Source organism: Streptomyces sp. NPDC028305, assembly GCF_055569495.1.
Genome location: NZ_JBVHTN010000009.1, coordinates 331,612 through 358,042, shown reverse-complemented (window position 1 = coordinate 358,042; position 26,431 = coordinate 331,612). Strand labels below are relative to the sequence as shown.

Genomic DNA, 26,431 nt, shown 5'->3' with positions numbered 1-26,431 from the left:
CGGCGCGCCTCCCAGTACGCCGCCCCCTCGACTCTGCCCGTGAGCTCCCGGGCCATCTCGGACTTCGCCGTTCCGGGCGGGCCGAGTACTAACGAGTGCTGCCCGACCAGCAGCGTCACCACCAGCGTCCGCACCACGTCGGCCCGCTCGTAGAAACGGTCCGACAGCTCGCCGCTGATCGCCCGCAGCCTCTTGGAGGTGTCCTGCGCGTCCTGTGAGCTCACACTCAAGTCCTTGCCTGTAACGCCCTGTCGGGCTGACGAGACGGCCCTGGTCCCCGAAGCCACGACGAAGTGACAAGCAGCTGAGGGTGATAGAGGCTACCGGGGCTGTGCTCGAAAACGATCCTCCATCCGAGCAAGGTCACAGAGAGCCGCGCGGGTAGCGCGGATCTCCAGCGGCGATACCGGCCGGGCCGCGCCGGAACGGACGGCGGGAACGACCCCATCAAGCGGCTCCAGCTACCCCGCCCCGGCGACTACCGGCTGCGCGTCCATGGGCACAACCGTGACGACGGCGACCCGTGCGAGGCCCACGACCCGTAGAGCAATACCCGCTCCAGGTGGCCCGCCCCGCCGGACAAGCCCACCGCCCCCTGTGTTTCACAGCAGCAGTTCGCCATCGACAGGAAAGCCGATCCCGGCGGCGGCAGCTGCCACGGCCGACAGCGACACCGTGCTGTTCAGAGCGCGAACCGTCTGCCGGTTGAGCGGACGGAGTTCATACACGTGGCGCACCGCGTCGATATCCACCGCGGTCTCGTAGTAATCCTCGGCGAACCTCTGGAACGCTTCCGGCGTCGGGTCGGTCAGCAACTGAAACAGCCAGTCGGCACCGTCGGGGTCCGCGTACCCCTCGGGGAAGTGGATCTCTCCTGTCTGCCACCGGTCGCTCGCGGCCTCACGCCACATGCAGGCAGTCACGCAGGGCACGCCATCGTCGCCGAAGGCCGGCTCCAAGACGTGCCCACGAAACACATCGGGGACCGAGTCCACAACCCCGGGCCACAGCCCATCGTCGACGTAAGGACTCATTGGCGACTCGTGATCGAAGCCCCGGACATACGTGCCCGCCGGGGAGAACACGACATCGAACTCGTCACCGGAGCCGTTGCGCATCGAGGCGATCTCCTCCGTCGGTGACCACGTCGCGCTGAACGAGTAGTACCGCTCACCATCCGGGCTCAACACCGCCTCCGCCATGGCCATCGACCGGCACAGATCCCGAAGGGCGGGAATGTCAGGAAGAGCTCGCGCAACATCATGAACCGTCATGCGGACATCCAAGCCGACACCACTGACACTCCAGAGCCCTCGTCTCCGCCCAGGCATACGAGGTGGACGACGCACATATCAAAGGTCGCCGACCAGGCCGAACGCCAGGCCCGCCGCCAGCCTGTCCGAAAACACCGCCCACCGCGAGATCCCGTCGGGGCCGCGGTGAACAGTTCGCCACCGAGGGGCCGGTGGATCGTTAGCGCTGGCGGAGGCTGCCGACCCTGGCGGCCCGGGAGGGGAGGTCCGGAAGTGGTGTGGAGCGAGGGGGCGTTCGGCGACTCGCCGGAGCTGCGCGAGGCGTACGAGGCGTGCGAGACCGAGGTGCGGCAGTCCCTGGCCGCGCTGTGGACGGCAACCGACACGCTGCCCGCAGCGGTCAGGCCGTTCGTCCACGCGATTCACGGATGGACTGTGCAAACGGACCGGATCGCCGACGAGGGCTCGCCGGAGGGCCGCCAGGAGCGTTTCGCCCGCTGGCAGGCCGACACCCTGGCCGAGCTGCGATCCGGGCGCAGCACGCATCCGGTGCGGCGGGCGTTCGTGGACACGGTGCACAGGTGGGATCTCGACCAGGCGCTGATCGAGGAGTATCTCGACACCGTGCGGGCCGACTGCGCGGCTGTGCCGGTGTTCGAGACCTTCGCGGACCTCCGGCGCGACTACCTGCGCGGAATCGCGGGTGCCGTGGCCGAGCTGTGGGTCGCCCTGCTGGAGCCGCGCGGCCCCGAGGCCCTGCGGCTGGTGTCGGCGCTGTTCGAAGCGTGCCAGGTGGCGGACATTTTCGAGGACCTGCCGGCCGACCTCGCGGCGGGCCGCTGCTACCTGCCGAGGGAGGACCTGCGCCGGCTCGGGCTGGAGGTCGGTGACCTGCGAAGCGGCGTACACCGGCAGGCGTTGGACGCGTTCGTGGACGTCCAACTCGCCCACTGGCGCGAACTGTTGGATGAGGCCGCACCGGTCACCGGGATGGTAGGGGTGCAGTACCAGCCGTTCCTGCACACCCTCCTGCTCGGCGCGCAGCTGCCCTACGACGAGGCGACGCTGCTGCGCTCCCAGGTGCTGGCGGACGGAGTGGATCCGATGAGCCTGGACGGCAGTGCGCGCCGCCGCCCGGCGCGGCCGGATCAGGGACCGGTGCCCGGCCATGTCGCAGTGATCATGGACGGAAACCGGCGCTGGGCCGAGGCCCGCGGCCTGCCGGTGCCGCAGGGCCACCGCGCGGGTGAGCGAGCGGCCCTGCGGCTGGTCAACGCGGCTTTGCGGCTGGGCATCCGGCATCTGAGCGTCTACACGTTCTCCACGGAGAACTGGGGCCGCTCGCCGGAGGAGCTGGCAGCCCTGTTCGACACCCTCGCCGACGGGATCACCCAGGGTGCGCAGTGGCTGCACAGGCTCGGCGTGCAGGTGCGCTGGTGCGGGCGGCGCGACAGGATCGACACCTCGCTGGCGTCCGCGCTCACGCTGATGGAGAGCATGACCTGCCACAACGACGTGCTCACGTTCACTGTCTGCGTGGACTACGGCGGGCGGGAGGAACTCACCGCCGCCGCACGTGCGCTGGCCGCCGAAGCGGTGGCGGGCACGATCCGCCCCGAGGACATCGGCCCCGCCGACCTCACCCGGCATCTGTATGTGCCGGAACTCCCCGACGTCGATCTGCTGGTCCGCACCTCCGGTGAGCAGCGGATCAGCAACTTCCTGCCCTGGCACCTCTCCTATGCGGAGCTGGTCTTCGACCCCACCCTGTGGCCCGACTACGACCTGGCCCGGCTACGCGACGCCGTCACCGCCTACGCGGCGCGCGAGCGCCGCTTTGGCAGTCGTAGTGGCCTGCCCGCTCAGGCCGGCCGTGAAGAGCCGGCCCGGACCGGCTGAGCAGTCCGGGCCGACGATCCCTCACGCCTTCGGCGGCGGCGTGTACACGCCCTCGGCGGTCACGTGCGCCAGCACTGTGTCGGTGGTGAAGCCGGCGTCGCCGAAGGTGTTGCTGAACGTTTCCACCAGCTCGGGCGTGGGCCGCAGCGGCACATCGGTCATCCGGACTTTCATCGGCTTGCCCAGCGGCACGCTCTCCGTCTTCAGCACTCCCTTGTCCAGGCCCGGCCGGACCACCGCCTGGTGTCCGAGATCGACTCCGTTGACCACACACTTCCCGGACGCGAGCCCGTCCTGAAGAGCACCTTCCAGGCCGGTCACCCGCACGTTGCCATCCGGTGTGCGGATGTCGACTCCGCCGTCGAGCCGACCGTCGCCGTGAGCCCTCGGCGGGTCGGCCGCGGACGGGTCGCCCTGCCCGGACCGCACCGGGAAGCGGATCGCCCCACCCTGGGCGTCCCGCACCAGCTGAGCCGGGGCCACCGCCTCCACCACCGCCTGGAAACGGTCCAGAAGCACCTGGGCCTGCTCGGTCCAGCGGACCTCGACCCAGCCCTCGGAGACCGTGCCCAGCGTGCCCGGCTCGGCGGTGGCGGCGGATGCCGCCCCTGTGAACTGGGCCAGTAACGGCCCGGCCATGGCCGCGCCCAACACCGAACGTCGCGTTGCGCTCATCGATGTGCCTCCATCCCTTCTCGGGCCGCAGGCCACGGCCCGGGGGTTGGGATCATCGGGCCACGCGGGCACCCCCGGGATCGCAACGAAGAACAAACCACTCGAAAGCGCGACAGCCAAGGCCAACACGCTTCACCCCCGCCACGGCGACCTCAGCCGGCCCCCTTGCGTCGCGCCTCGCCCGGCGCCTTCGCCAAACGGCACGGTCGCAGCGGTTCCCAAGCCAGGGGTCTCATGGAGGGGATACGGAAGTGCTCACAGCTTTTCGAAGGGGTCGTGCTCGGCGAGCAGCTTCTCCATCCGCGCCTGGTCGACCCGGCTGACGATCTGCCCGGCCTCCTGCCGGTCCCGAATCACCTTGGCCAGGGTGAAAGCGGAAGTCACCAGGTAGAGCACGGCGATGGCCAGAAAGCCGCGCACCCAGGCGTCGGCGTTCAGCCGGAAGATGCCGATGGCGGTGGCCGCCATGGCGACAGCGAACGAGGCGACCGCCTGGCCGTAGAACGCGGCCGTACTCTGCTGCTTGACCGGTGTCTCACTCATGCGGGCAAGAATCGCTGAACGTGGCCGACTCCGCATCCGACCAGATACTCAGGAGGTACTCAGAAGACGGGCGCCCTCCGCAGAACCTCGTGGTGCACCGCGCAAGAACCAGGTACCGCCGCCGCGGTCTCCGCGATCCGCTCCGGCCACGCCCGGCTTGCTCACTGAGAAGGCGTGGTTCACTCCTGACTCCGCTCTCCCAGCTCAGCCAACATGGGGCCGAGCCTTGTGGCGAGTTGGGAGTCGGCACGCTCGAGTTCGTCTGTCAGCACCGTAACCGCTGCCTTCAAGGCCCGTCGTAGCTCCGGTTCTGTGACCGAGCGGACGAGCGTTGCTTCAAGTGGCACAGTCATTGTCATCGGGAGCAGGTGGGCGCCTTTCGCGTGGACGGCTGTATGGCCGAGGCGTAGGCACGCCAGTGCCACAACATGATCACGTAAGGCGCTGATCCAGTATTCAGCCTGCCATGCCCGGCCTCGCTGGACGGAGATGTGGGCATGCAAAGCGTGGTGCCAGGCGAGGCCGATCAGGGCGTCACGGTCGGGCCGCGGGAAGGGGGCCAGGGATCGTTCCTCACCGAAGATGGTCCGCCACTGCGGGCCTCGTGGGCCGAACTCCTCTTCGGGACAGAAGCTGATGTCGACTTCCAGCCAGCCGGGCAAGAGGAACACGCGGATGATCCTGCGATCGGCCGGCAGGTCCCAGTGATGCAGGGCGCCGAACTCGTCGTGGAGCCACTGTGTCCAGCGGCTCGAGGACACAGCGAGTTCGTCGCGGATCGCGAGAACCAGGTCGGTGTCCGACCATTCGTCGCTGTGCCCGTTGGCTTGTGACCCGGTGAGAGCCGCTCCAGTGACCGCCTCGTCAGCTTCGGCAAACTGGATGAGACGTTCTCGGAGGCGGTCCCGATCTTCGACAGAGAACATGGCACGGATCCCTTCCGCTGCTGCCACGGCGGCTCTCGCCTGCCGGTTGATCGTGGCATACGCCCAAGGAGCGCTACGGGTACGGCTACCACAGCCAGGCCCACACCCGAGCCACGGACCTGTACCGGTCAATCCCAGCCCAGCACCGCCGGGAGCCCGCCGTACGTGACCCGCGAAGCGCGGGACGGATCTTCAGACGGCGGCCAACCCGGTGTTCGCGCGTTCCGTGATCAGTGGAGAGCCCTGTGTGGTCGGCGAGCGCTCGACTGGACGGTCGGGCATCGCCGCGTCGACGGAAAAGATCTCTCTTCTATATATGACGCTAGATGTCATAAATGCAGCTTTACGGTGGGAGTGTTCCCATCGAGTGATGACCCCGAGGAGAAGCGCGATGACTGACAACCGTTCGCCCGAGACGTCGACGCGCTGGAGAACCTGCCGGCCGGTGAGGTGACCGGCAAGTAAGGCTACCGGGAGTTCTGGAAGGACTTCGCCCCGATGGTCGCCGCCCGGTGGCCGAATCATCGGAGACAACAAGGAGGTGGGCTGTGCGTTCGGAGCGGCTACTGGCCCTCCTGCTCCTGCTGCAAACGCACGGGCAGACGTCCGCCAGGGAACTGGCCGAGCGCCTTGAGGTGTCCGTGCGGACGGTGATGCGTGACATCGAGGCCCTGTCAGCGGCCGGCGTCCCCGTCTACACGGAGCGCGGGCCGCACGGCGGCATCGCGCTGGTACCCGGTTACCGTACGGACGTCAGCGGCCTCACGGCGGACGAGACACGGGCGCTGTTCGTGCTCCTGTCCGACAGTGCCCACGCCGATCTCGGGCTGGGCCAGGCCATGGGGTCCGCCCTCCGCAAGATCATGGCAGTGCTCCCCGAGGTCCACCGCCCGGAAGCCGACCTGGCCAGCCGCCGAGTGCTCATCGAGCCCGACCGGTGGCACACCGGCGCCACTCCCGCTCCGGTCCCGGGGCTGGCCTGCCTACAGGACGCGGTGTTCGGCGACCAGCGGCTGCGCGTCCGTTACCGCCACGGCCGTGACGGAAGCGAACGCTCCTACACGTTGGATGCCTACGGGCTCGTGAACAAGGCCGGCGTCTGGTACCTGGTAGCCGACCACCAGACGCGGCCGAAGCTCTTCCGCGCCGATCGGGTCGTGACCGCGAGCGTCCTGTCCGAGCAAGCCCGTCTCCGCCCTGGCGTGGAGCTACAACACGTGTGGCGGGACCTGCGACGCGAGGTGGAGAACGTGGAGCGACCGGTAAAAGTCACGGTCCGCGTGGCCCCTGACACCCTCGCCCGGTTCCTGCGGGTCCACCACACCGAACTCGCAGCCCCCGCAGGCACACACAGCCGCCCGGACACCGAGGCGACCGAACTGACGTTGCAGTTCCGTTCCCTCGGCCACGCCACCACCCTGCTGTCCTTCGGTCCGAAGGTCGAGGTCGTCGATCCACCCGAGCTCCAGGACGCACTCCGGGCGACGGCCCAGGCAACGGCGGCCCTCTACCCCCCAACCGCCCCGGCCACCCTCGCTCGTCCACCGGACGGTTCCTGAATGGTCTGCGCACAGGCATCCGCACCGCTGCTCACAGCCCGTCGCCGGGCACCTGTTGCCGCAGGTCAGGGGCCGATCCCGACACCGGAGGCCGCGTTCTCGGACATGCCGGTGAACCACGCCGGCGCTGCCCGTGGAGTCAGGACACAGGAAAGGAGAAGAAGACCGCCATGCCCGCCGAGGACATCCATGTGACCGACGGCATGATCCACTTCGCCGCGCCACTACAGCCCGCGACGATCATCCGCCGCCCCAACCGGTTCATCATCGAGGCCGACATCACGGGCACATCCGTGGCCTGCCACTGCCCCACCACCGGCCGGATTGGCAACTTCGTCCTCGACGGCCTGCCGTGCCTGCTGTCCCGCAGCGACAACCCTGCCCGCAAAACCACCCACACCGTCGAGGCCATCTCCCTCGACCCACCCGACGCCCCCGAGCCCACCTGGATCGGCATCAACCAGAACGCCGCCAACCGCTCTATCGAGACCGCCCTGCGCCACAACCTCCTGACCGACATGATTACCGCCCGGACCGTGCTGTGCGAGCAGGCCCTGGGCCACTCCCGCCTCGACTTCCTCGTCAACGACGACACCTATATCGAGGTCAAGACGCCGCTCCAGCACGTCCAGGCCCCGCTGGGCAGACACATCAGGACACGCAGGCAGGCTCCCTTCGATTCCACCGACCGCATGATCCGGCACATCGGCGAACTCGGCGACAGCCTCGGCGGCCACCAGCGCGCGATCCTTATCGTCTGCTTCCTCTACGACAACCCTGGCTTCCAGGTCGGACCCAACCCCAGCACCCGACAGGCCGCCGTCCGGACGAAGGTCGCCGCGGCCGTCGACCAGGGCGTCGAGATCTGGCAGGTGAACTTCCTCCTCGACGCCAACGGCGTCCGCGTCGGCCGTCAGACCGAACTCACCGCCCAGTTCACCCAACGACCCGCGAGGCCCGCCGACCGACACTGATCCCTCACAAAGCCGGAGGCGACGGGGAAGAAGTGGTCTCCGCCTTCGGGGCACGGCGATGCCGCGGCGAGAAGCATCGGCCGGAATAACGCGGCAGTTCAACAATTCCGCTTACGGCACCGCACCCCGGCCAAACTCCCCACCTGAAGACTTTCATTTCTCCTCAATTTACAGGCCATCCGATATCCGAGTCGGGTGGCCATTTGGCGTGCATTATTCCCCGGGGCGATCCGGTAGATTTTCAGTGCCCACACAGCAACTCACCTTGTCAAGCCGGACTTTCGTCATATCCGTCTCGGTCCGAACCAAGCAGCGGACGATGCTAGGGTCTTTCTCATTCGCATCCGCGATGCCGCTTTCCGCCGCTGCCGCAGACTTCCACAACGAAGCGTTTGCGCGGCAGTGCCAATTCACTCTCCTCTGGAGCCCTCTTTCATGTCTACCGGCATGTCCACCGACCGCGCGGCCGCAGCCGTCGCACCGGCCGATACGCCCACCGCGCCGCCGGGGCGGGGCCGTCACCTCGGGCTGGCCCTGATCGTCATCGCGGCCGCCCAGCTGATGGTGGTCCTCGACGCCACCATCACCAACATCGCGCTGCCCGCCATCCAGACCGACCTGAACGTCACCGACGCGAACCTCGCCTGGATCGTCAACTCCTACGCGCTGGCCTTCGGCGGACTGCTGCTGCTCGGTGGACGGGCCGGTGACCTCTTCGGACGACGGCGCATGTTCCGGGCCGGCATCGCCGTCTTCACCCTGGCCTCGCTGCTTGGCGGCCTGGCCCCGGGCGAGGGCCTGCTGATCGCCGCCCGCGTCCTACAGGGCGTCGGCGCCGCGCTCGCCGCACCCAGCGCCCTGGCTCTGATCACCACCACGTTCCCCCAGGGCAAGTCGCGCAACACCGCGATGGGCGTGTACGCGGCGATGGGCGGCGTCGGCGCCACGGTCGGCCTGCTGCTCGGCGGCACGCTCACCGATCTCCTGGACTGGCGCTGGGTGTTCTTCGTCAACATCCCCATCGGCCTGGCCGTGCTCGTCGGCACGAACACCCTCGTCGAGGCGGAGCGCCACCCCGGCCGCCTGGACATACCCGGCGCCGTCACCGGCACCGGCGGTCTGATCGCCCTGGTCTACGGCATCACCCGGGGTGGCGAGCACGGCTGGACCAACGCACTGACCCTGACCTCCTTCGTCGGAGCGGCCGTACTGCTCAGCGCGTTCCTGCTGCTCCAGGCCCGCACCGCAGACCCGATGATGCCGCTGCGCCTGCTCAAGGACCGCAGCCGCTCCGGCAGCTACGCCACGATGCTGTTTATCGGCGCGGGCATGTTCGCCACGTTCTACTTCCTGACGCTGTACATGCAGTTGATCCTCGGCTACAGCCCGGTGAGGACCGGCTTCGCCTACCTCCCCTTCAGCTTCGGGATGGCCACAGCAGCCGGCATCAGCTCCAAGCTGGTCACGCACTTCGCACCCCGGCTGATCGCCGGCCCGGGGTTGCTGGTCGGGGCCGCCGGCATGTTCTGGTTCGCCACTCTGGAGCCCGGCTCCTCCTATGCCGCGCACCTCATGCCCGCGATGTTCGTCACCGCCCTCGGCCTGGGCATGAGCTTCGTACCGATGACCCTCGGCGCGGTCAGCGACGTCGCCCACCACGACACGGGCATCGCGTCGGCGCTGCTGAACACCGCCCAGCAGATCGGCGGCGCTCTCGGCCTCGCCGTGCTGTCGACGATCGCCACCTCGGCCGCCAACGACAAGCTCCCCGACGCGGCGACCACTCTCTACCGAGCGCTCGCCACCAAGGACGTCGGCCTGGCGAGCCGCGCCGGCGAGGCTCTGACCCACGGCTACACCATGGCTTTCGCCGCCGCGGGCGCCATGTTCCTCGCGGGGCTTGCCATCACCGTGCTGGCCATCAACGCCGAACGGCAGCACACCGAGGACGGAGCCCCCGCCGTTCACATGGGCTGACCCCTCGGGCTGAGCACTCCCGAAACCGCGCGCGGTGCGCCGACTCCCCCTCGCAAGACCCCGAGGACCTCAGCGGGACCTGCCTGCCCGCGCACCGCGCGCCCCTCCAAGAGCAGGGACTGGCCGCCGAACATCGTGTTGCGTCGTGTTGCGGGCTGACCCCACACTCCTGTCACCATCAAGCCGGGCCTCACATCGGCTCGATGACGTTCTTGCGCAGGTGCCCGTAGACCACCGAGGTGCGTACGTCCGCGAGCTCCTTTCGCTCGGTCAGCTTGTCCAGGACCACCGAGTGCAGATGGTCGGCGTCGCGAACCGCCACATGGATGAGGAAGTCGTCGGTGCCCGTCAGCACGAAGACCGCGATCACCTCGGGCATCCGAGCCACGAAGGCCTGGAACTGCTCGATGACCGCACGCGTCGGCGGCCGTACCCGCACGGCGATGATCGCCTGCAACCCCCGGCCGATCGAAGGGAGGTCCGCCTCGGCGTGGAATCCGAGCAGTACGCCGCGCTCACGGAGGGAGCGCACCCGCTCCAGACAGGTGGAGGGGGCGATTCCCAACTCCTGTGCCAGATCCCGGTTGGTGCGCCGACCATCTTGCTGAAGAAGCCGCAGCAGCGCCGAATCTAGTTCGTCCATATTCCGCCAAGCCCCCAGAACGCCGAATTATGTTCGGCCAGCGTGCCATATCCACGGACCGATTGCTAGCATCCCCGCGATGTTTCCGTCCATGATTCGCATCTACGCCATGCGGTCGGGCGGAATCGGAGAGTTCGGACGGGAAGGGGCATCAGGGGTGGACGAGCGGAAGACCAGGATCTTGGCGATCGGTTCCGTCGTGGCGGCCGCGCTGTTCTGGAGCAGCTCGTACGCGGTGACCAAGGAGGTGCTGGCGGACGTCGGGCCGCTGACCATCGGGGCCATCCGCTTCACGATCGCCGCCGCGCTGCTCGCGATCATGGTGCGTATGCGCCGCAACCCGGTAGCCCGGCCGGATGCCCGCCAGCGACGGCTGATCTACCTGAGCGGCCTGCTCGGCATTCTGGTCTACTTCGTGCTGGAGAACATCGGCGTCGAGCTGTCGACCGCCTCCGACGCCTCCCTGATCGTGGCCTCGTATCCGCTGATGACCATGCTCCTGGAACTGGTGGTCTTCCGGACCAGGATGCCGCTGCTCCGGGTCAGCGGTGTGCTGCTCGCCACGGCGGGAGCCTTCCTGGTCGTACGCAACGGGGCGGAAGTCGGAGGCACCGCACGCTGGTTCGGCGATGTCCTGCTGCTGCTCGGCGGGCTGGTGTGGGCCGGGTACAACGTGCTGGGCAAGTACGCGGGTCGCGGGCAGGACGCGGTGAACCTCACCTACTACCAGACCGTGGCGGGCGCCGCCGGCTTCCTGCTCGCCTCGCTCCTGGAGATCGGGGACTGGCGGGTGCCGGATGCCACGGCCTCTGCGCTGCTCGCCTATCTGGCCGTGGCGTGTTCCGTCGGCGGCTTCCTCCTCTACAACTACGGTCTGCGCCGGATGACCTCGAGCGTCGCGGTCAACATCCTCAACTTGGTGCCGGTGTTCGGTGTGCTCGGTGCCGTGGTGATCAACGGAGAGACGGTCCGGCTCGCGCAGGTCTTCGGCGGCGTGATCATCGTCGCGGGAGTGGCGCTCGGGTTGGTCGAGCGCCGAACGGCCATCGTGGAACCCGAAGCTCCCGAACCGACTCTGGTCGGCGAGCGCACCTGAAGGAGTCCCTCCACCGGGCGCCCCCGGTCGGGGAAGACAACCGCGCCCCCGGCTTTATCCTGCCTGTGGATGAAGCTCGGCCCGCTTGCGTCAAAGGGGTTTCCGAACCGGACAAACACCGCTACGGTCCTTGAGATGTACCGGTCACATAGGGGGTCCCCTCTCCCCGGACCGGTCACCCCGGCGCGACGGCGCGCGCCTGTGCCAGCCACAGTGGCCTGACGGCCCGCCCGTACACCCCCTCTTTCCACGGAGGATCAGCGTGCACAGGAAAAGGCTTCGACTGCGCGGGCCCCTCGCGCTCGTCACGAGCGGACTGCTCGTCGGCGCGGGGCTCGCGTTCAGCGCTCCGCCGGCGGTCGCGGACCAACCAGCCCCGGCCGCCGAGGAGTTCCAGCAGGTCACCCTCGCCAAGGGGGCCGAGGAGACCGGTGAGCCGATGTCGCTCGCCGTACTGCCGGACCGCTCGGTGCTGCACACCTCGCGCGACGGCACCCTGCGGCTGACCGACGCGGCGGGCGACACCATGGTGTCCGGCAAGCTCCCGGTCTACTCCCATGACGAGGAGGGGCTCCAGGGCGTCGGCATCGACCCGCAGTTCAGCGAGAACCGCACCATCTACCTCTACTACGCGCCGCCGCTCGACACCCCCTCGGGCGACGCCCCCAACGAGGGCACGGACGCCGACTTCGCCAGGTTCGACGGGGTCAACCGGCTCTCCCGCTTCACCTTGAAGACCGATGGCGTCCTGGACCTGAGCAGTGAGAAGAAGGTCCTCGACGTGCCCGCCTCACGCGGTATCTGCTGCCATGTCGGCGGCGACATCGACTTCGACACCGACGGCAATCTATACCTCTCCACCGGAGACGACACCAATCCGTTCGCCTCCGACGGCTTCACCCCCATCGACGAGCGGGAGGGCCGCAACCCCGCCTATGACGCCCGGCGCTCCGCGGGCAACACCAACGACCTGCGCGGCAAGATCCTGCGGATCAAGGTGGCCGACGACGGTACGTACACCGTCCCGGACGGCAACCTCTTCGCGCCCGGCGCCGAGAAGACCCGGCCCGAGATCTACGCGATGGGCTTCCGCAACCCCTTCCGGATGAGTGTCGACAAACCGACCGGCACGGTCTACGTCGGCGACTACGGCCCGGACGCGGGCGCCGCCGACCCCAAGCGGGGACCGGGCGGCGCGGTCGAGTTCGCCCGGATCACCAAGCCCGGCAACTACGGCTGGCCGTACTGCATCGCCGACAACAAGCCGTACCTGGACTACGACTTCGCCACCGGCACCTCCGGTGCGACCTTCGACTGCGCCGCGCCCAGGAACACCTCGCGCTACAACACCGGGCTCACCGAACTGCCTCCCGCCCAGCCCGCCTGGATTCCGTACGACAACGACTCCGTACCCGAGTTCGGCTCCGGCTCCGAGTCGCCGATGGCCGGGCCGGTCTACCGCTACGACGCCTCGCTCGACTCCCCGGTCAAGTTCCCCGAGTCCTACGACGGGGACTTCTTCGCGGGCGAATTCGGCCGCCAGTGGATCAAGCGGATCGAGCAGGGTGACGACGGCACAGTGCAGAAGATCAACGACTTCCCGTGGCGCGGCACCCAGGTCATGGACTCGGCCTTCGGCCCGGACGGCGCGCTGTACGTCCTCGACTACGGCCTCGGCTACTTCAACGGGGACGAGCACTCCGCGCTCTACCGGATCGAGAACGCCACGGGCGGCCACTCACCGATCGCCGAGGCGAGCGCCGACCGCACCTCCGGCAGGGCGCCCATGAGGGTCGCCTTCTCCTCGGCGGGCACCTCCGACGCCGACGGCGACGCCCTCGCCTACAGCTGGGACTTCGGCGACGGCACCACATCGAGCGCCGCCAACCCCACGCACACCTACCGGAAGAACGGCACCTACACCGCTACCGTCACCGTCAAGGACCCCTCCGGGCGCACCGGCAGCGCCAGCGTCCACCTGACGGTCGGCAACACCGCGCCCAAGGTGACGCTGCGGCTGCCCGCCGACGGTCAGCTGTTCACCTTCGGCGACGAGGTCCCGTTCGAGGTCAAGGTGACCGACCCCGAGGACCGGACCATCGACTGCGCCAAGGTCAAGGTCACCTACATCCTCGGCCACGACAGCCACGGCCACCCCGTCACCACGGCGAACGGCTGCTCCGGCACCATCAGGACCAACGCCGACGGGGAGCACGACCCCAACGCCAACATCTTCGGGGTCTTCGACGCCGAGTACACCGACGGGGGCGGGGGCGGCCAGCCGCCGCTGACCACCCATGACCAGAGCAGGGTCCAGCCCAAGCACCGGCAGGCCGAGCACTACGGCGACAGCCAGGGCGTCTCGGTGATCTCCCACGCGCCGGCCAACGGCGGCAAGACGGTCGGCGACATCCACAACGGCGACTGGATCTCCTTCACCCCGTATGTGCTCGGCAACGCCAAGGACTTCACCGCCCGGGTCTCCTCGGCGGGCGCCGGCGGCACGCTGGAGATCCGCACCGGATCCCCGACCGGACCGCTGCTCGGCACCGTCACCGTGCCGGTGACCGGCGGCTGGGAGACCTTCCAGGACGTCAAGACCACACTGCGGAACCCCCCGACCGGTAGCACCACTCTCTGTCTCGTCTTCAAGGGCGGCGAGGGAGCGCTCTTCGACGTGGACGACTTCACGATCGGCACCGGCTGACGAACAGGGCCGGGGGCGGTCCGCGCGGCCGCCCCCGGCCCGGAGGAAGGAACACAACGGACATGCACCCGCACTCTTCTCCGCATCCCGGGCCTCGTTCCAGACGCCACACCGGATCCCCGCGCTCGGCGCGCCTCGCCGCCGTCGGGGCGGCCACCTTGCTGCTCGCCCTGACGGCGCTGCCCGCCGCCGCGTCCGGGCCCGCCCCGTCCAGGGCCGCCGCGTCATCGGCCGCGGCGGGTTCGTCGGACCCATCGGACCGCGTACTGGTCTTCTCCAAGACGGCCGGCTTCCGCCATGACTCGATCCCCGACGGCATCGCCGCCATCGAGGAACTCGGCGCGCAGGGCGGTTTCGCCGTCGACGCCACCGAGGACGCCGCCGCCTTCACCCCCGACAACCTCGCCCGCTACGCCGCCGTCGTCTTCCTCTCCACGACCGGCGACGTCCTCGACCCCGCCCAGCAGTCCGCCTTCGAGCGCTATGTGCGGGCGGGCGGCGGCTATGTCGGCGTCCACGCCGCAGCCGACACCGAATACGACTGGCCCTTCTACGAAGGCCTGGTCGGGGCGTACTTCCAGTCCCACCCGGCGATCCAGCAGGCCACGGTGGACGTCGAGGATCGGGCCCATCCCGCGACGGCGCATCTGGGACCGCAGTGGGAGCGGACGGACGAGTGGTACAACTATCGCGCCAATCCCCGGGACCGGGTGAAGGTCCTCGCCTCGCTCGACGAAGCCTCCTATGAGGGCGGGGCGATGGGGCAGGACCACCCCATCTCCTGGTGCCAGGACTACCGCGGCGGCCGTGCCTTCTACACCGGCTTCGGCCACACCAAGGAGTCCTACGCCGACCCCGCCTTCCGGCAGCACCTGCTCGGCGGCATCCGCTACGCCACCGACGCCGCCCAAGCCGACTGCCGCCCCGAACAGGGCTACCGCCCGCTGTTCGACGGCACCTCGACGGACGGCTGGAAACAGGCGGGCCCGGGGAGCTTCACTCTCGACACCGCGTCGGGAACCCTCACCTCGACGGGCGGCATGGGCCTGCTCTGGTACCAGGCGCGCGAACTGCGCTCGTACTCGCTCAAGCTCGACTGGAAGGTGTCGGGCGACGACAACTCCGGTGTCTTCATCGGCTTCCCGGCCTCCGACGACCCCTGGTCGGCGGTCGACAACGGCTACGAGGTGCAGATCGACGCCACGGACGCCCCCGATCGCACCACCGGGTCCGTCTACGGCTTCCAGTCCGCCGACCTCGCCAAGCGGGACGCGGCGCTGAACCCGCCGGGAGAGTGGAACACCTACGAGATCCGGGTGCAGGGCGAGCGGCTGCGGATCTGGCTCAACGGCGTGAAGATCAACGACTTCACCAACCAGGACCCGGCGCGCAGCCTGCGGCAGGGATACGTCGGCGTCCAGAACCACGGGGAGGGGGACGAGGTCTCCTTCCGCAACATCCGCGTCAAGGACCTGCCGGCGAAGAGCGGCGGCCACCACCACCGCTAGCCGCCCGGTCCGCCGTCCCTACGGCCCGAGGGGAGTCGTAGGGACGGCCGGCGGCGGGAAGGAGTACGCTGCCTCCTCCCCGCCGCCACCTCATCCACCCATTCGGAAGCGGGCCCTGGTCCCCGAGGTCGGGACGCAGCTGCTCGGCCCCCTCACCGCGCCCATCTGCGTGACCTCTTACTCTGGGCCGAATGCTGCGGCTACGGCTCCACCTGGACGACCTCGCCTCGGTCTGGTTCGCGTGTTCGCCCCTCCAGGAGACTGTTCTGAGCCTGTGGGCGTGGCAGAACCCGGTCCGGCACGCCGAACATCGGCACTCTCTGCGCCGATGCACCCCGCTGCTACGGCAACTCGACTGGCCGTTGCTGCAATCGCTGGTCGGCCCGCATCGGCGCATCCCCGACTTCCTGACCCCGCACCCGATCGGCCCGTCCCCCGATATCGACGACGAGTTCACCGCTGCGCGGGCAACGCCGGCCGAGCGCGTGAAGACGGAGCTGATCCAGGCCACCAGCGGTGCGGCAGTGCCCCCCCCCCCCCCCCGGCCTCCAGCAGGCGTACGAAGACCCCGTCGGCCTGCTCACCCGCGTCGCCGACGCCGTGCACACGTACTGGTCCCTCGTGATCGCACCGCACTGGCCGCGCATGCAGGCCGTACTTCGCGCCGACATCCTGCACCGGGCCCAGCGGCTGGCGGCCGGCGGGGCCGCGGCGCCGTTCCCCGGCATCGACCCGGGCCTGCGCTGGCGGGCCGGCACCTTCACCGTGGACGCCCTCATGTGGTGTGGGCCGAATTCCGCACCTCCGCCCCAGCGTGAACGGCCCGGCGGGCAGCAGCACGGCGGCGGACGGCCCCCGTTCCCTGGGAGCGTCGGGGTGTGCCCCCGCCTGAACGGCAACAACAAACCGTAAAGACTGCCTGATTCCGGCAATGATCTCCAGCGCGTTCAGAGCGACCATTTTCGCACCGGCGGATGGGGCACCAAGGCTCAGGGCGGGCCATGTGCCGCCGCTTCCTGAGGACGTGTGCCATCCCTCGGTTCTGCGTGAAGTCCCCTGCTCGACGTTCGCAAGGAAGGTTCACACGTGAGACTGACCCGCGCTGCCCTGACCCTCGCGGCCACCGCTCTGACACCGGCGCTGCTCCTCGCCGCCACTCCTGCCTTCGCCACTGACGCGACCGGCGCCTCGACCACCAGCGTGGCGGCGACGTCGGACGCGGAGGACTCGACCACGCCCGTGGACGAGATGTCCGACGACGACGTCCGGGTCGCGATCATGCGCATCATCGCCGCCCCCGGCACCGGCAAGGCCGTCTACGCCGCCGCGCAGGCGGCCATGGACGGCACCATCGAGGACCAGCGGTACTTCCTGAAGACGGGCCGCTGGGCAGCCCAGTTCGAGGACGACCGCGTCGCGGTCTTCCGCATCCTCGCCCTCGCTCAACAGAACAACGACAAGGCGGTTGTCAGAGAGGCCAACAAGGCCCTCGACGAGGGCACTCCAGAAACCCTGCGCGCCTTCCTGGAGACCGGCTACCGCCTCGCCCAGGCCGAGGACGACCGCGTCGCGATCTTCCGCATCCTCGCCAGTCCGACCACCAGTGATGCGCTCCGCGCGGCGGCGGAGCGGGCCCTTGACATCGGCACGCCGGAGGCATTGCGGTATTTCCTGGAGCACGGCCAGTACGAGGTGGATGCCTAGCAGATCTGCACCTCCGCCCTCCTGCCCGTCGCCCACCAGCTGATCGCCGCGCTGCTCGAGGACGGACGAGCCTCCTCCACCGACCTCGCCCACCGCGCCGACACCTCCCTCCTCACCGCCCGCCGCCGGCTGGAGGCGCTGGTGGGCGGCCAGGTCCTCAGACTCGCGGCCGAAGTCGACCTCGCCCGCCCGGGCAGCCGCTGAGCCGACCACACCCGGCGACGGGGCCTGCCGCCTGGCCCGGCCGGCACGGTGCGCCGCCGCAGGACCCTGCCGGAGGGCCTTTCGACGTACGTTCCTGGCCACGGTCGCACTCTCCCGCAGACCTGTAGCTTGCTGGAAAGCCGGGTGAGATGTCATCGACCGGCTCCGCCGCTCGTTATCCCCCATGTCCAGGTACGCAGTCATCGAGCAGGAGAGCACATTGGCCACCGCAGCCCCGCAAGGCGTCCCCTCTCCGTCCCCCCGGCCCGGCTCCGTTCCCCTGCCTCCGGAGCTCGACGCGGCGGCCGTCGAGCGGTGGCGGGCTTCCTCGGGGGCGGTGGTCGATTTGCTGGCCCAGGCGCGCGAGCTCGGCGGGGTCAGCGCGGTGCGCCTCGGCCCGCGCCCCACGGTGCTGGTCACCGATCCGCAGGCGGTGCAGCACGTCCTCGCCCTTCATCCCGACCGCTACGTCAAGCGCTCCCACCGGGCCCGCGTGCTGGTAGGGGACGGGGTGCTCTCTGCCGTCGGGGAGCCGTGGAAGCGTCAGCGCCGCCTGCTCCAAGCCCAGTTCACCGGAGCGGGGATCCGCCGCTACGAGCAGCGGATCGCCGGCGCCGCGCGCCGCGCCGCCGACCACTGGGCGCAGTGCGTCCGTACCGGCACGCCGACCGATGTCGGCGAGGACATGCGCTTCTTCGCTCTGGACACCGTCTGGCGCTCTCTCACCGGCCACCCCCTCGACGAGATCACGAACCGCGAACTCGCCGCAGTAGAGGCGGTGGGGGCCGCCCTGCCGACCACCCCCTCCGGGTCGGCCGGCGCAGCCGAGTTGCGCGCCGCCGTGGCCGCGGACCTCGCGAGGATCGACGCCGTCGCCGAACACGCGATCGCGGCCGCCCGCCGAGGAGAGGCGGGCCCGGAAGGCCCCGGCTTGCTGCGCGTCCTGGTGGACGCCGGGGCGACCCACCCCGAATACACCGACCAGTTGATCCGCGACGAGCTGGTCACCCTGCTCGCCGCCGGTTACGAGACCACTGCCAAGACCCTGTCGTGGCTCTATCTGCTGCTCGACCGCCACCCCGAGGCCCGCCGTTGGGCGCTGAGCACGGGACCCGCGGGCTCACCCGAACGCGAAAGTGCCATCCGGGCGCTCGCCTCGGAGACCCTGCGGCTCTATCCGGCGGTATGGCTGATGCCCCGCCACGCCACGGAGGACGACACCCTCGCCGGCTACCGCATCGCGGCCGGCACCGACATCTTCGTGTGCCCGTACCTCACCCACCGCGACCCGGCGCTGTGGCCCGAGCCCGAGCGATTCGACCCCGAGCGGTTCACCGCCGCGGACGAGAGCCGTCCCTCCTCCCGGCACGGCGCGTACTACCCCTTCGGCATCGGCGCACGAGCCTGTCTGGGCGCACAGTTCGCGATGCGCGAGATGACCGTGCTCCTGGAACACCTGCTGCCCGCCTTCACCCCCTCCTTCCACACCACCCCGACCTCGGCCGTCTTCGGGCTCACCGTCCGCCCCGACGGCCCGGCGCCCGCCACCATCACACCCACTCCGGACGGCTCATAGGACGCCAGGTCACCTGCGGGCTCTCAAGGGTGCGCCGGAGCCGGGGGCGCTGATGGCGGGGCGAAGACCGTCGCGGCCTGCCCGACTGCCTCAAGTCTCCCTACGTTTTTGGGACTGCGTCGGAACGCACGACCACGCGATGGCGGCGGCGGCCAGGTAGGCGAACGCGCCGATGACCATGCTGGTGCGCAGCCCGGTGGAGTAGTCGGTGGCCATGGCGAGCAGGCTGCCGCCGAGTGCTACGCCGGTGGCGCTGCCGATCTGGCGGGTGGTGTTGAACAGGGCGGAGGCCGCCCCTGAGTACGCCTGGGGTGCGGCGCCCATCACGGTGGCGGTCGAACCGGTGAGGGCGAAGGAGGTGCCGAACCCCGCGGCCATCATCGGGGCCACCAGCAGCGGGTAGTCGGGGTCGGCCCCCGCCGCGGCCCAGCCGGCGAGCCCCAGGGCAGCCAGGAGCATGCCGGAGATGACCAGCGGACGGTCGCCGGTGCGACGGGTCAGCCTCCCGGACAGGGCGGAGGCGAACATGGTCATCGCCACGGCCGGGAACAGCGCCAGCCCGGTGCCGAGGGCGCTGAAGCCGCGCTGATGCTGGAATTCGAGGCTGGCGGTGAACACCATGCCGTAGAAGCCGAAGTTGAACAGCAGCCCGATGACGGCTCCGCCGCTCATCGCGCGAGAGCGCAGCAGGTTCAGCGGCAGGGCAGGAGACCGGGCCAGCCGCTCGCGCACCGCGAACGCCGCGCCGGCCAGCACGGCCAGGCCCACCGCGGCGAGTACAGCCGGATCGGACCAGCCCCGCCGTCCGGCCTCGTTGAGCGCCGCGGTGAGCAGCGCCACCGCCGCCACGACCGCGCACTGCGCCGGCCAGTCCAGGGCCCGGGCAGCGCGCCGGGGCGAGCGTGCCACATGCCGCAGCGTCAGCACCAGACAGGCCGCACCGACGGGCAGGTTGATGAGGAACACCCAGCGCCAGCCCACCACGGTGACGAGCAACCCGCCCAGCAGCGGCCCGGCGGAGGCTGCGATGCCCGCCATCGAACCCCACAGCCCGAAGGCCCGCGAGCGTGCCGTCGGTGCCGGGTAGGCCTGCTGGAGCAGGGCGAGGGAACCGGGCACGATCAGCGCCGCGCCGAGCCCCTCCACCAGCCGGGCCGCGACCAGGAAGGGGGCGCTGGGCGCCAGTGCGCACGCGGCTGAGGACACGGTGAACACCGCCACGCCCGAGCAGAAGACCCGGCGGTTGCCCAGCCGGTCGCCCAGCGCGCCACCGGTCAGCAGGAACCCGGCGAAGACCAGGGTGTATCCATCGGTGATCCACTGGATACCGGTGAGCGAGGCCGACAGTTCCCGGCCGATCACCGGCACGGCGACATTGATGATCGTCACATCCAGGATCACCATGAAGTAGCCGGCGCACACCGCCAGCAGCGGTGCCCAGGACTCTCGCTCGGGCTCCGGTGCCGCCTCGGGAGAGGGCATGGGCTCGCCGCCACCGGCCGATTCCGCGAACGCCACGGCCCCAACTCCATCCCGTCCACGGAGGCCCTACACCAAAAGTCACAGTAAGGCACACTTTGACGGTTCAAGTGGCGGCTCGTGAGGCACGCCGAGGGTCAGCCGAGATACGGCCGAAAGAGATAGCGGGGCCTCTTGAGCCGTTCGTAAGGGGATCCCCAGATCCTGCTCGGCCTCGGCGTCCCGAAGGAGGGATGACCAGGCGCTGGCTGCCGTGCGCGCCGGCGACACCCTCGTGGTGCCCAAGCGCCTCGCTCCTGGCCACAGTGTTGTTCGCTGGACGGCACCACCTCGTCGAACCCGCCGACTGGCCCGACACTCTGCCCGACACCGGACTCGGCACGATCCGTCAGGCCTCCGCCATCAACAACGACCTCACCATGCACAGCTTTCGCGACACCGGCGAACCCCGTTGAATGTCGCGCGTACAGGGTGATTCAGCTTCAAGATCGCCCTGCTATCCCTTCCGGCCGTATCTCGGCTGCCCCCACGCCGCTCTTGCCACCGACCTGGGCGCTCCGGGCCGGTGGCTTGCTACCTCGCCGGAAGTTCCCACCTGATCTCGCCTTCGTGCCACTGACCGGTGGGAGCCAGGCCGGCAGCAGTGGCAACGGCAGCGGACGCATGATGATCCGGATGAATGTGGGCACAGATCGCCTGCATGTCCTGTTCCTGTAGCCAGGCAACCAGCCCTCGCGCCGCCTCGGTGGCGATCCCGCGCCCTTGCCACGGAGCCCCGACCACCCAGGCGACCTCGGCCGCACACCCGTGCTCGCCGGCGCTGATCGTCGCCTGCACCGTCCCGGTCAGGCTTTTCTCCTCGCGCAGCCGGATCACCCAGTTCCACCAGGTCACGGAGGGATCAGGTGAACCGGCGACCAGGCGTTCATACCGTGAACGCAAAGCCTGTGGAGAGTGCGGGACACCGCCGATGAAGGCATGCAGAGCAGGGTCGGAGAGCACCTCGGCCATCTCGTCCGCGTGCTCGACAGCGAGCGGTACGAGGCTCAGTCCGCTCGTCTCGATGGCCCCGATCTTCATGACGCCCACGCTGGCTCCTGCCCGACCGCTCCCGCTGCTGATGACCATCCGACACTACGAGAAGATTCGCCGTCGGATCAGTCCTCAGGGCACGAGGACGACCTTTCCCCGATTGGCCCGGCCCTCGATCGTCGCGTGTGCTCGTGCCGCGTCCGCGAGGGCGAACTCCGCGTGGACCGTGGGCCGCAGCGCGCCCTCGCCGAACAGCCTCCACAGCTCCTCGATCCACCCCGCATACCGCTCAGGCCGGGTCCTGGCCACGATCGCCACCTGGAACCCGATGGCCGACTTGCCACCGGCGAGGAGGTCGTACGCCTCGATGGTGCCGCCGCCCGAGCTGTACGCGACCAGCCGTCCGCCGGGCGCGAGCGCTTTGACGGCGGGGGTGAGCAGTTCGCCGCCGACCGCGTCGAGCACGATATCGACCGGCTCGCCCCAGCCATCTTGTTCGTATGTCACCACGGCATCGGCGCCGACGGAGCGCACGAAGTCCGCCTTGGCGGGATCGCTCACGGCGGCGACGACGCGTGAGGCACCCCTCAGCCGGGCTAGCTGTAGGGCGAGATGGCCGACCCCGCTCGCCGCCGCGGTGACCAGGACCGACTCGCCCTTCTCCGGGCGCGCGGCCTCCAGTGCGCCGAGCGCCACCACACCGCTGCGGACCAGCGCCACGGCGTCCTTGGCGGTGGCGCCCGCCGGGACGGGTGAGGCCATCGCGGTGTGCAGCAGCGCGTACTCCGCGTACCCGTACCCGAAGCAGAGGCCGGTGACCCGGTCGCCCGGCGCGTATCCGCTCACGCCTTGGCCGACGCGTACCACTTCACCGGCCAGCTCGCCGCCGAGCGGGATGGGCTGCGTACCCTCGCGCACTTTGCGTACGACGGGGAGCGTGACGCCGATCGCCTCGGTCCTGACGAGCAGTTCACCGGCTCCGGGGTCCGGGACGGGGACTTCTTCCTGGAACAGAGTTTCGGGTCCGCCGATGTTTTCATACCGAATACGCCGCATGCGCGATCGCCTCCGACATCCTTGAGATTCATTGGAGTTCCCAACAGTATCCGGAGATCATTGGGAACTCCAACGTTTTCTCGGTACGCTGCCGCGCATGGCAGAGAACCCCTCGGCGCCCAGCCGAATCAGCGCCCTCCCGAGCTGGCTCCTCGGCCGGGCGGCGGCCCGTGGGCGCGGCCTGGTCGCTGAGGCGCTCGCGCGACACGACATGAAGATGTGGCATCACGTGGTCCTTGCCGCGGTCGCGGATCTCGGCCCGGTCGCCCAGGCCGAACTGGGCAGGACGGTCTCGCTCGACCCGAAGGACATGGTCGGCATCCTCAACGATCTTCAGGCGGCAGGCCTCGTCGTGCGCGCCCCCGACCCGGCCGACCGCCGCAAGAACGCGGTGAGTCTCACCGCCGAGGGCGAGCGCCGCCTGGAGGAGTGCACGCGGGCGGGGAAGTGGGCCAACGACGAACTCCTGGCTCCGCTCTCGGCAGCCGAACGGGAGCAGTTCCTGGAGATGCTGCGGAGGATCAGCGGCGTACGGTGATCCGGCGGGCGGCGGCCCCCGCCCTGAGGCGGTGAAGCGGGTTGGTTCATCGGCTGCTCGCGGTCGCGGCGATGGCCGGCAGGATCGCGAGGGCGAGGACGCCACCGGTGAGGGCGAGGATGGGGTAGCTGGTGGTGGCGACGACGATGCCGGAGGTCAGTCCACCGGTGGCGCCGGCGATGGCAATGGAGACGTCGACCATTCCCTGGGTCTTGGCGCGGGTGGCCAGCGGCACGGCGTCGGTGATGATCGCCGTACCGGAGACGAGGCCGAAGTTCCAGCCGAGTCCCAGCAGGGCCAGGGCGAGCGCGAGGAGGGCGACGGAGTCGTCGGGAGCGATGGCCGCGAGAATGCCCGCAGCCAGGAGGGTGAGCCCGGACGCGGCGGCGACCTTCAGCCGGCCGTAGCGGTCGACGAGCCAGCCCGTGACCGGTGAGGGCAGGTACATGGCGCCGATGTGGATGGCGATGACGAGACCTGAGGCGGCGGTGCCGTGACCGTGGTCGTGCATGTGGACCGGGGTCATCGTCATGATCGCGACCATGACGAGCTGAGTGAGGATCATGACGAGCGCGCCGAGGACCACGCTTCCGCGGCCTTCGTGTGCGTGGTCGGCGGCCGGGGACGCGTCGGTGGCGGAGCTGCCGCTCTGTTCGGCGGCGAGGGTACGGGCCATGAGCAGCGGGTCGGGTCGCAGCCGGACGGCGAGGACGAGCGCGGCCAGGGCGTAGGCGGCGCCGGACAGCAGGAACGGGCCGGCCAGGCCGGGGACACCGAGGGTTTCCGCGAGGTCGCCGGTGGGTGCGGCGAGGTTGGGGCCGGCGACGCCGCCGAGGGTGGTGGCGACCAGGACGGTGGACACGGCGCGGGCGCGGTGGTTGGGGTGGGCGAGGTCGGCTCCGGCATAGCGGGCCTGGAGGTTGGTGGCGCTGCCGGCGCCGTAGACGAACAGGGCGATGAACAGCAGGGCGGGGTTGTCCAGGGCGGCGGCGGTGATGACACCGGCGCTGCCGATGGCTCCGGTGAAGTAGCCGGCGGCCAGGCCGGGACGGCGGCCGCGGGCTTGGGAGATGCGACCGACGGCGACGGCGGCGAGTGCGGATCCGGCGGTGAACAGGCCGCTGGGCAGTCCGGCGAGGCTGGTGGTGCCGAGCATGTCCTGGGCGAGCAGGGCGCCGACGGTGACGCCGGCGGCGAGTCCGGCCCCGCTGAGGGTCTGGGAGGCGACCAGGACACGCAGGATGCGGCGCTGTGCCTGGGCGGCGTCGAATATGTCGGATGCGGCGCCCGTGGTGCCGGCGCCTGGTGCGGATCTGGTCATGTCTCTTCCGGTGGCGGTAGGTGGGGCGGTGGTGTTATCCGAGGTGAGGCCTGTGCAGGGGGAGGTGGGGGTCAGCGCTCGGTGGCCGACTTGATGGCTGCGTCCGCCGTCGTCTCGATGTCGTCCGCCGTGGACCAGCGGCCCAGCGACAGCCGCAGTGCCCCGAGCGAGCGGGCCAGATCGAAAGGAGTGTGGTTGCCGCGGTGGCAGGCCGAGCCTGTCGAGGCCGCGATCCCGTGGGCGGCGGCGCGGAGTTCATGGCCGAGTGCGTCGTCGATGCTGACGTTCAGGGTGTTCGGCAGGCGCTTCCGTTCTGGGCGGTTGAGGCGGACGCAGCCGGGCGGCGCCGCCGCCAGGCGCTGGTGGAGTTCGTCACGCAGAGCCGCGATCCGGGCGGGAGCGCCGTCGGCCAGGTCGTCCGCGGCCAGCCCGGCGGCGCCGAGGGCCACGGCCAGGGCGACGTTCTCCGTCCCGGCCCTCACCCCGTGCTCCTGGCCGCCGCCGTGGACGACCGGCTCCAGCCGCAGCCCGTCGCGCACGTACAGCGCGGCCGCACCCTTCGGGGCGCACATCTTGTGCCGTACGACGGTGAGCAGGTCCACGCCCAACTCCTCGACGTCGAGGGGATCTTCCCCACCGCCTGGGCGGCGTCGCAGTGGAAGAGCGCCCCGCATCCGTGTGCGAGGGCCGTGCCGCACAGGGCGAGCAGATCGGCCTCGGAGCCGGAGGCGGTGAACACGGCCTCGTCGGCGCGGGCCCCGACCAGGGCGGCGACCTGCGCCCGGGCCTCGGCCGGCGCCCACCGGGGCTCGGCGCTGTAGTGGTGGCTGCTGGAGGGGTTGCCGAAGAAGTCCGTCAGGTGCGGCCACATCGCCTCGGCCACGCGGGGGTCAACGGGGGTGGTGGCGTTGTAGTCCAGGTAGACCGGTGCGCCGGTCAGCCCCGGAGGAAGGGCCGGGTGGCCACCGTTCACGCCAGGTCCCCGGCGTCGACGGGCAGTTCGGCCAGCCGCCACTCCAGCATGCCGTCGTTGAGGCGGATGGCCCGCCGGCCGAGGTCGGTCAGCAGCCGCACCGCGTCGTAGGCGAGCACGCAGTACTCGCCCCGGCAGTAGACGACGATCTCCGCCTCCTCGGGCAACTCGCCGATCCGCTCGGCCAGTTCCCCGACCGGAATGGACACCGCACCCGGAATGTGCCCGGCCCGGTATTCCTCCGCCGGCCGTACGTCCAGCACCACCACGTCCCCGGCCGCCACGCGGGCGCGCAGTTCCTCGTGGGTCACCTCCGCCGCGCCGTCCTCACCGAGGTAGGCGTCCCGCGCCGCGGGCACGGCGGCCTGGTGGGCTTCGGCGACCTTGCACAGCAGGGCGAACAACTGGGCCACGTCGTCGCCGGCGAGCCGGTAGTGGATGCGTACGCCCTCGCGGCGGGTGGCGACGAACCCGGCCTGCTTGAGGGTCTGAAGATGCGCCGAGGCCGTCGTCAGGTTCAGCCCCGCCGCCTTGGCCAGGGCATCGACCGTGCGCTCGCCCTGAGCGAGCAGATCGAGCAGTTCCAGACGCTTTCCGCTGGCCAGCGCCTTGCCGCTGGCCGCGAAGGCATCATATAGCTGCGCCTTCGGACCGGCCGTGGTGTTTCCCGCCATAGGCTTCCTCCATAAATCCATGGAATATCGTAGATGATGCTGGAGGCGATGACCACGCGCGGTGGCGAAGGCCGAATCGCCAAAGGCGTTGACGCTCCCCGTGAGGCGCCTATC

The 26,431-nt window shown here is 69.9% G+C and carries 25 protein-coding genes and 1 pseudogene; 13 read left to right on the top strand and 13 right to left on the bottom strand.

Annotated elements, in window-relative coordinates; translation table 11 throughout:
* Positions 1-8 precede the first annotated feature (8 nt).
* Positions 9-224, bottom strand: a pseudogene (locus tag ACZ4WQ_RS36720) (AAA family ATPase); the annotation flags it as partial.
* 378 nt (positions 225-602) lie between these two features.
* On the bottom strand, positions 603-1,274 hold the full coding sequence (locus ACZ4WQ_RS36715) for a hypothetical protein (RefSeq protein WP_385338255.1): 672 nt from the start codon (positions 1,272-1,274) through the stop codon (positions 603-605).
* A 252-nt stretch (positions 1,275-1,526) separates the two neighbouring features.
* Here ACZ4WQ_RS36715 and uppS point away from each other — a divergent pair, with 252 nt between their 5' ends.
* Positions 1,527-3,152, top strand: a complete 1,626-nt coding sequence (gene uppS, locus ACZ4WQ_RS36710; RefSeq protein WP_398375062.1) for a polyprenyl diphosphate synthase — start codon at positions 1,527-1,529, stop codon at positions 3,150-3,152.
* A gap of 21 nt (positions 3,153-3,173) precedes the next feature.
* Here uppS and ACZ4WQ_RS36705 read toward each other — a convergent pair whose 3' ends face one another.
* From ACZ4WQ_RS36705 to ACZ4WQ_RS36695, 3 genes are all read right to left on the bottom strand, one after another.
* Positions 3,174-3,827, bottom strand: coding sequence for a hypothetical protein (locus ACZ4WQ_RS36705; RefSeq protein WP_311724059.1), 654 nt, complete (start codon positions 3,825-3,827; stop codon positions 3,174-3,176).
* A gap of 255 nt (positions 3,828-4,082) precedes the next feature.
* Entirely contained in the window at positions 4,083-4,370 is a 288-nt protein-coding gene (locus tag ACZ4WQ_RS36700; protein WP_311724058.1) for a YiaA/YiaB family inner membrane protein, read from the bottom strand.
* 179 nt (positions 4,371-4,549) lie between these two features.
* Complete coding sequence (locus ACZ4WQ_RS36695; RefSeq protein ID WP_311724057.1) at positions 4,550-5,296, bottom strand: hypothetical protein; 747 nt, start codon at positions 5,294-5,296, stop codon at positions 4,550-4,552.
* A gap of 548 nt (positions 5,297-5,844) precedes the next feature.
* Between ACZ4WQ_RS36695 and ACZ4WQ_RS36690 the strand changes: the two genes are divergently transcribed.
* The 3 genes from ACZ4WQ_RS36690 (at position 5,845) to ACZ4WQ_RS36680 (ending at position 9,806) form a co-directional block, all read left to right on the top strand.
* Entirely contained in the window at positions 5,845-6,855 is a 1,011-nt protein-coding gene (locus tag ACZ4WQ_RS36690; protein WP_398375059.1) for a helix-turn-helix transcriptional regulator, read from the top strand.
* 170 nt (positions 6,856-7,025) lie between these two features.
* Positions 7,026-7,829, top strand: coding sequence for a DNA/RNA nuclease SfsA (locus tag ACZ4WQ_RS36685; protein ID WP_398375057.1), 804 nt, complete (start codon positions 7,026-7,028; stop codon positions 7,827-7,829).
* 435 nt (positions 7,830-8,264) lie between these two features.
* The gene (locus ACZ4WQ_RS36680) at positions 8,265-9,806 is read left to right on the top strand and encodes an MFS transporter (protein ID WP_358842734.1); all 1,542 of its coding nucleotides are present in this window, start codon (positions 8,265-8,267) and stop codon (positions 9,804-9,806) included.
* 190 nt (positions 9,807-9,996) lie between these two features.
* Here the strand turns inward: ACZ4WQ_RS36680 and ACZ4WQ_RS36675 are convergent, their stop codons facing one another.
* Positions 9,997-10,449 (bottom strand): Lrp/AsnC family transcriptional regulator, encoded by a 453-nt coding sequence (locus ACZ4WQ_RS36675; RefSeq protein ID WP_311724051.1) that lies wholly within the window; start codon positions 10,447-10,449, stop codon positions 9,997-9,999.
* A 157-nt stretch (positions 10,450-10,606) separates the two neighbouring features.
* On the opposite strand from ACZ4WQ_RS36675, the gene ACZ4WQ_RS36670 reads away from it, so the two are divergent.
* From ACZ4WQ_RS36670 to ACZ4WQ_RS36640, 7 genes are all read left to right on the top strand, one after another.
* Positions 10,607-11,545 carry a DMT family transporter gene (locus ACZ4WQ_RS36670; protein ID WP_311724049.1) on the top strand — a complete coding sequence of 313 codons (939 nt, stop codon included), beginning with the start codon at positions 10,607-10,609 and terminating at the stop codon, positions 11,543-11,545.
* Positions 11,546-11,807: 262 nt separating this feature from the next.
* Positions 11,808-14,252: a PQQ-dependent sugar dehydrogenase gene (locus tag ACZ4WQ_RS36665; protein ID WP_398375055.1), complete on the top strand. Its 2,445-nt coding sequence runs from the start codon at positions 11,808-11,810 to the stop codon at positions 14,250-14,252.
* A 62-nt stretch (positions 14,253-14,314) separates the two neighbouring features.
* A complete protein-coding gene (locus ACZ4WQ_RS36660; protein ID WP_385338278.1) occupies positions 14,315-15,760 on the top strand; it encodes a ThuA domain-containing protein in 1,446 nt (481 codons plus the stop codon).
* Between the two features lie 516 nt (positions 15,761-16,276).
* Positions 16,277-16,672, top strand: coding sequence for a hypothetical protein (locus ACZ4WQ_RS36655; RefSeq protein ID WP_468022735.1), 396 nt, complete (start codon positions 16,277-16,279; stop codon positions 16,670-16,672).
* 174 nt (positions 16,673-16,846) lie between these two features.
* Positions 16,847-17,464: an ALF repeat-containing protein gene (locus ACZ4WQ_RS36650; protein ID WP_385338283.1), complete on the top strand. Its 618-nt coding sequence runs from the start codon at positions 16,847-16,849 to the stop codon at positions 17,462-17,464.
* 3 nt (positions 17,465-17,467) lie between these two features.
* Entirely contained in the window at positions 17,468-17,668 is a 201-nt protein-coding gene (locus tag ACZ4WQ_RS36645; RefSeq protein WP_394816747.1) for a winged helix-turn-helix transcriptional regulator, read from the top strand.
* Positions 17,669-17,852: 184 nt separating this feature from the next.
* On the top strand, positions 17,853-19,244 hold the full coding sequence (locus tag ACZ4WQ_RS36640; RefSeq protein WP_398375052.1) for a cytochrome P450: 1,392 nt from the start codon (positions 17,853-17,855) through the stop codon (positions 19,242-19,244).
* 90 nt (positions 19,245-19,334) lie between these two features.
* On the opposite strand, the gene ACZ4WQ_RS36635 is transcribed toward ACZ4WQ_RS36640, so the two are convergent.
* Positions 19,335-20,762: an MFS transporter gene (locus ACZ4WQ_RS36635; protein ID WP_398375051.1), complete on the bottom strand. Its 1,428-nt coding sequence runs from the start codon at positions 20,760-20,762 to the stop codon at positions 19,335-19,337.
* A gap of 266 nt (positions 20,763-21,028) precedes the next feature.
* Between ACZ4WQ_RS36635 and ACZ4WQ_RS36630 the strand changes: the two genes are divergently transcribed.
* Positions 21,029-21,178 (top strand): hypothetical protein, encoded by a 150-nt coding sequence (locus tag ACZ4WQ_RS36630; protein ID WP_398375050.1) that lies wholly within the window; start codon positions 21,029-21,031, stop codon positions 21,176-21,178.
* A gap of 118 nt (positions 21,179-21,296) precedes the next feature.
* On the opposite strand, the gene ACZ4WQ_RS36625 is transcribed toward ACZ4WQ_RS36630, so the two are convergent.
* Positions 21,297-21,803: a GNAT family N-acetyltransferase gene (locus tag ACZ4WQ_RS36625; RefSeq protein WP_398375220.1), complete on the bottom strand. Its 507-nt coding sequence runs from the start codon at positions 21,801-21,803 to the stop codon at positions 21,297-21,299.
* Between the two features lie 84 nt (positions 21,804-21,887).
* Positions 21,888-22,811, bottom strand: a complete 924-nt coding sequence (locus tag ACZ4WQ_RS36620) for a zinc-binding alcohol dehydrogenase family protein (protein WP_398375048.1) — start codon at positions 22,809-22,811, stop codon at positions 21,888-21,890.
* Positions 22,812-22,908: 97 nt separating this feature from the next.
* On the opposite strand from ACZ4WQ_RS36620, the gene ACZ4WQ_RS36615 reads away from it, so the two are divergent.
* Entirely contained in the window at positions 22,909-23,349 is a 441-nt protein-coding gene (locus ACZ4WQ_RS36615) for a MarR family winged helix-turn-helix transcriptional regulator (RefSeq protein WP_358842722.1), read from the top strand.
* A gap of 46 nt (positions 23,350-23,395) precedes the next feature.
* Here the strand turns inward: ACZ4WQ_RS36615 and ACZ4WQ_RS36610 are convergent, their stop codons facing one another.
* The 4 genes from ACZ4WQ_RS36610 to ACZ4WQ_RS36595 all read right to left on the bottom strand — a co-directional run bounded on the left by ACZ4WQ_RS36610 (position 23,396) and on the right by ACZ4WQ_RS36595 (position 26,317).
* Positions 23,396-24,670: an MFS transporter gene (locus tag ACZ4WQ_RS36610; protein ID WP_385338298.1), complete on the bottom strand. Its 1,275-nt coding sequence runs from the start codon at positions 24,668-24,670 to the stop codon at positions 23,396-23,398.
* A gap of 71 nt (positions 24,671-24,741) precedes the next feature.
* Positions 24,742-25,266: an aminotransferase class V-fold PLP-dependent enzyme gene (locus tag ACZ4WQ_RS36605; RefSeq protein WP_398375218.1), complete on the bottom strand. Its 525-nt coding sequence runs from the start codon at positions 25,264-25,266 to the stop codon at positions 24,742-24,744.
* A complete protein-coding gene (locus ACZ4WQ_RS36600) occupies positions 25,149-25,541 on the bottom strand; it encodes a hypothetical protein (RefSeq protein ID WP_398375216.1) in 393 nt (130 codons plus the stop codon). Before ACZ4WQ_RS36600 ends, ACZ4WQ_RS36605 begins: the two co-directional genes overlap by 118 nt.
* Positions 25,542-25,639: 98 nt before the next feature.
* Positions 25,640-26,317: an ArsR/SmtB family transcription factor gene (locus ACZ4WQ_RS36595; RefSeq protein ID WP_311724039.1), complete on the bottom strand. Its 678-nt coding sequence runs from the start codon at positions 26,315-26,317 to the stop codon at positions 25,640-25,642.
* Between the last annotated feature and the right edge of the window lie 114 nt (positions 26,318-26,431).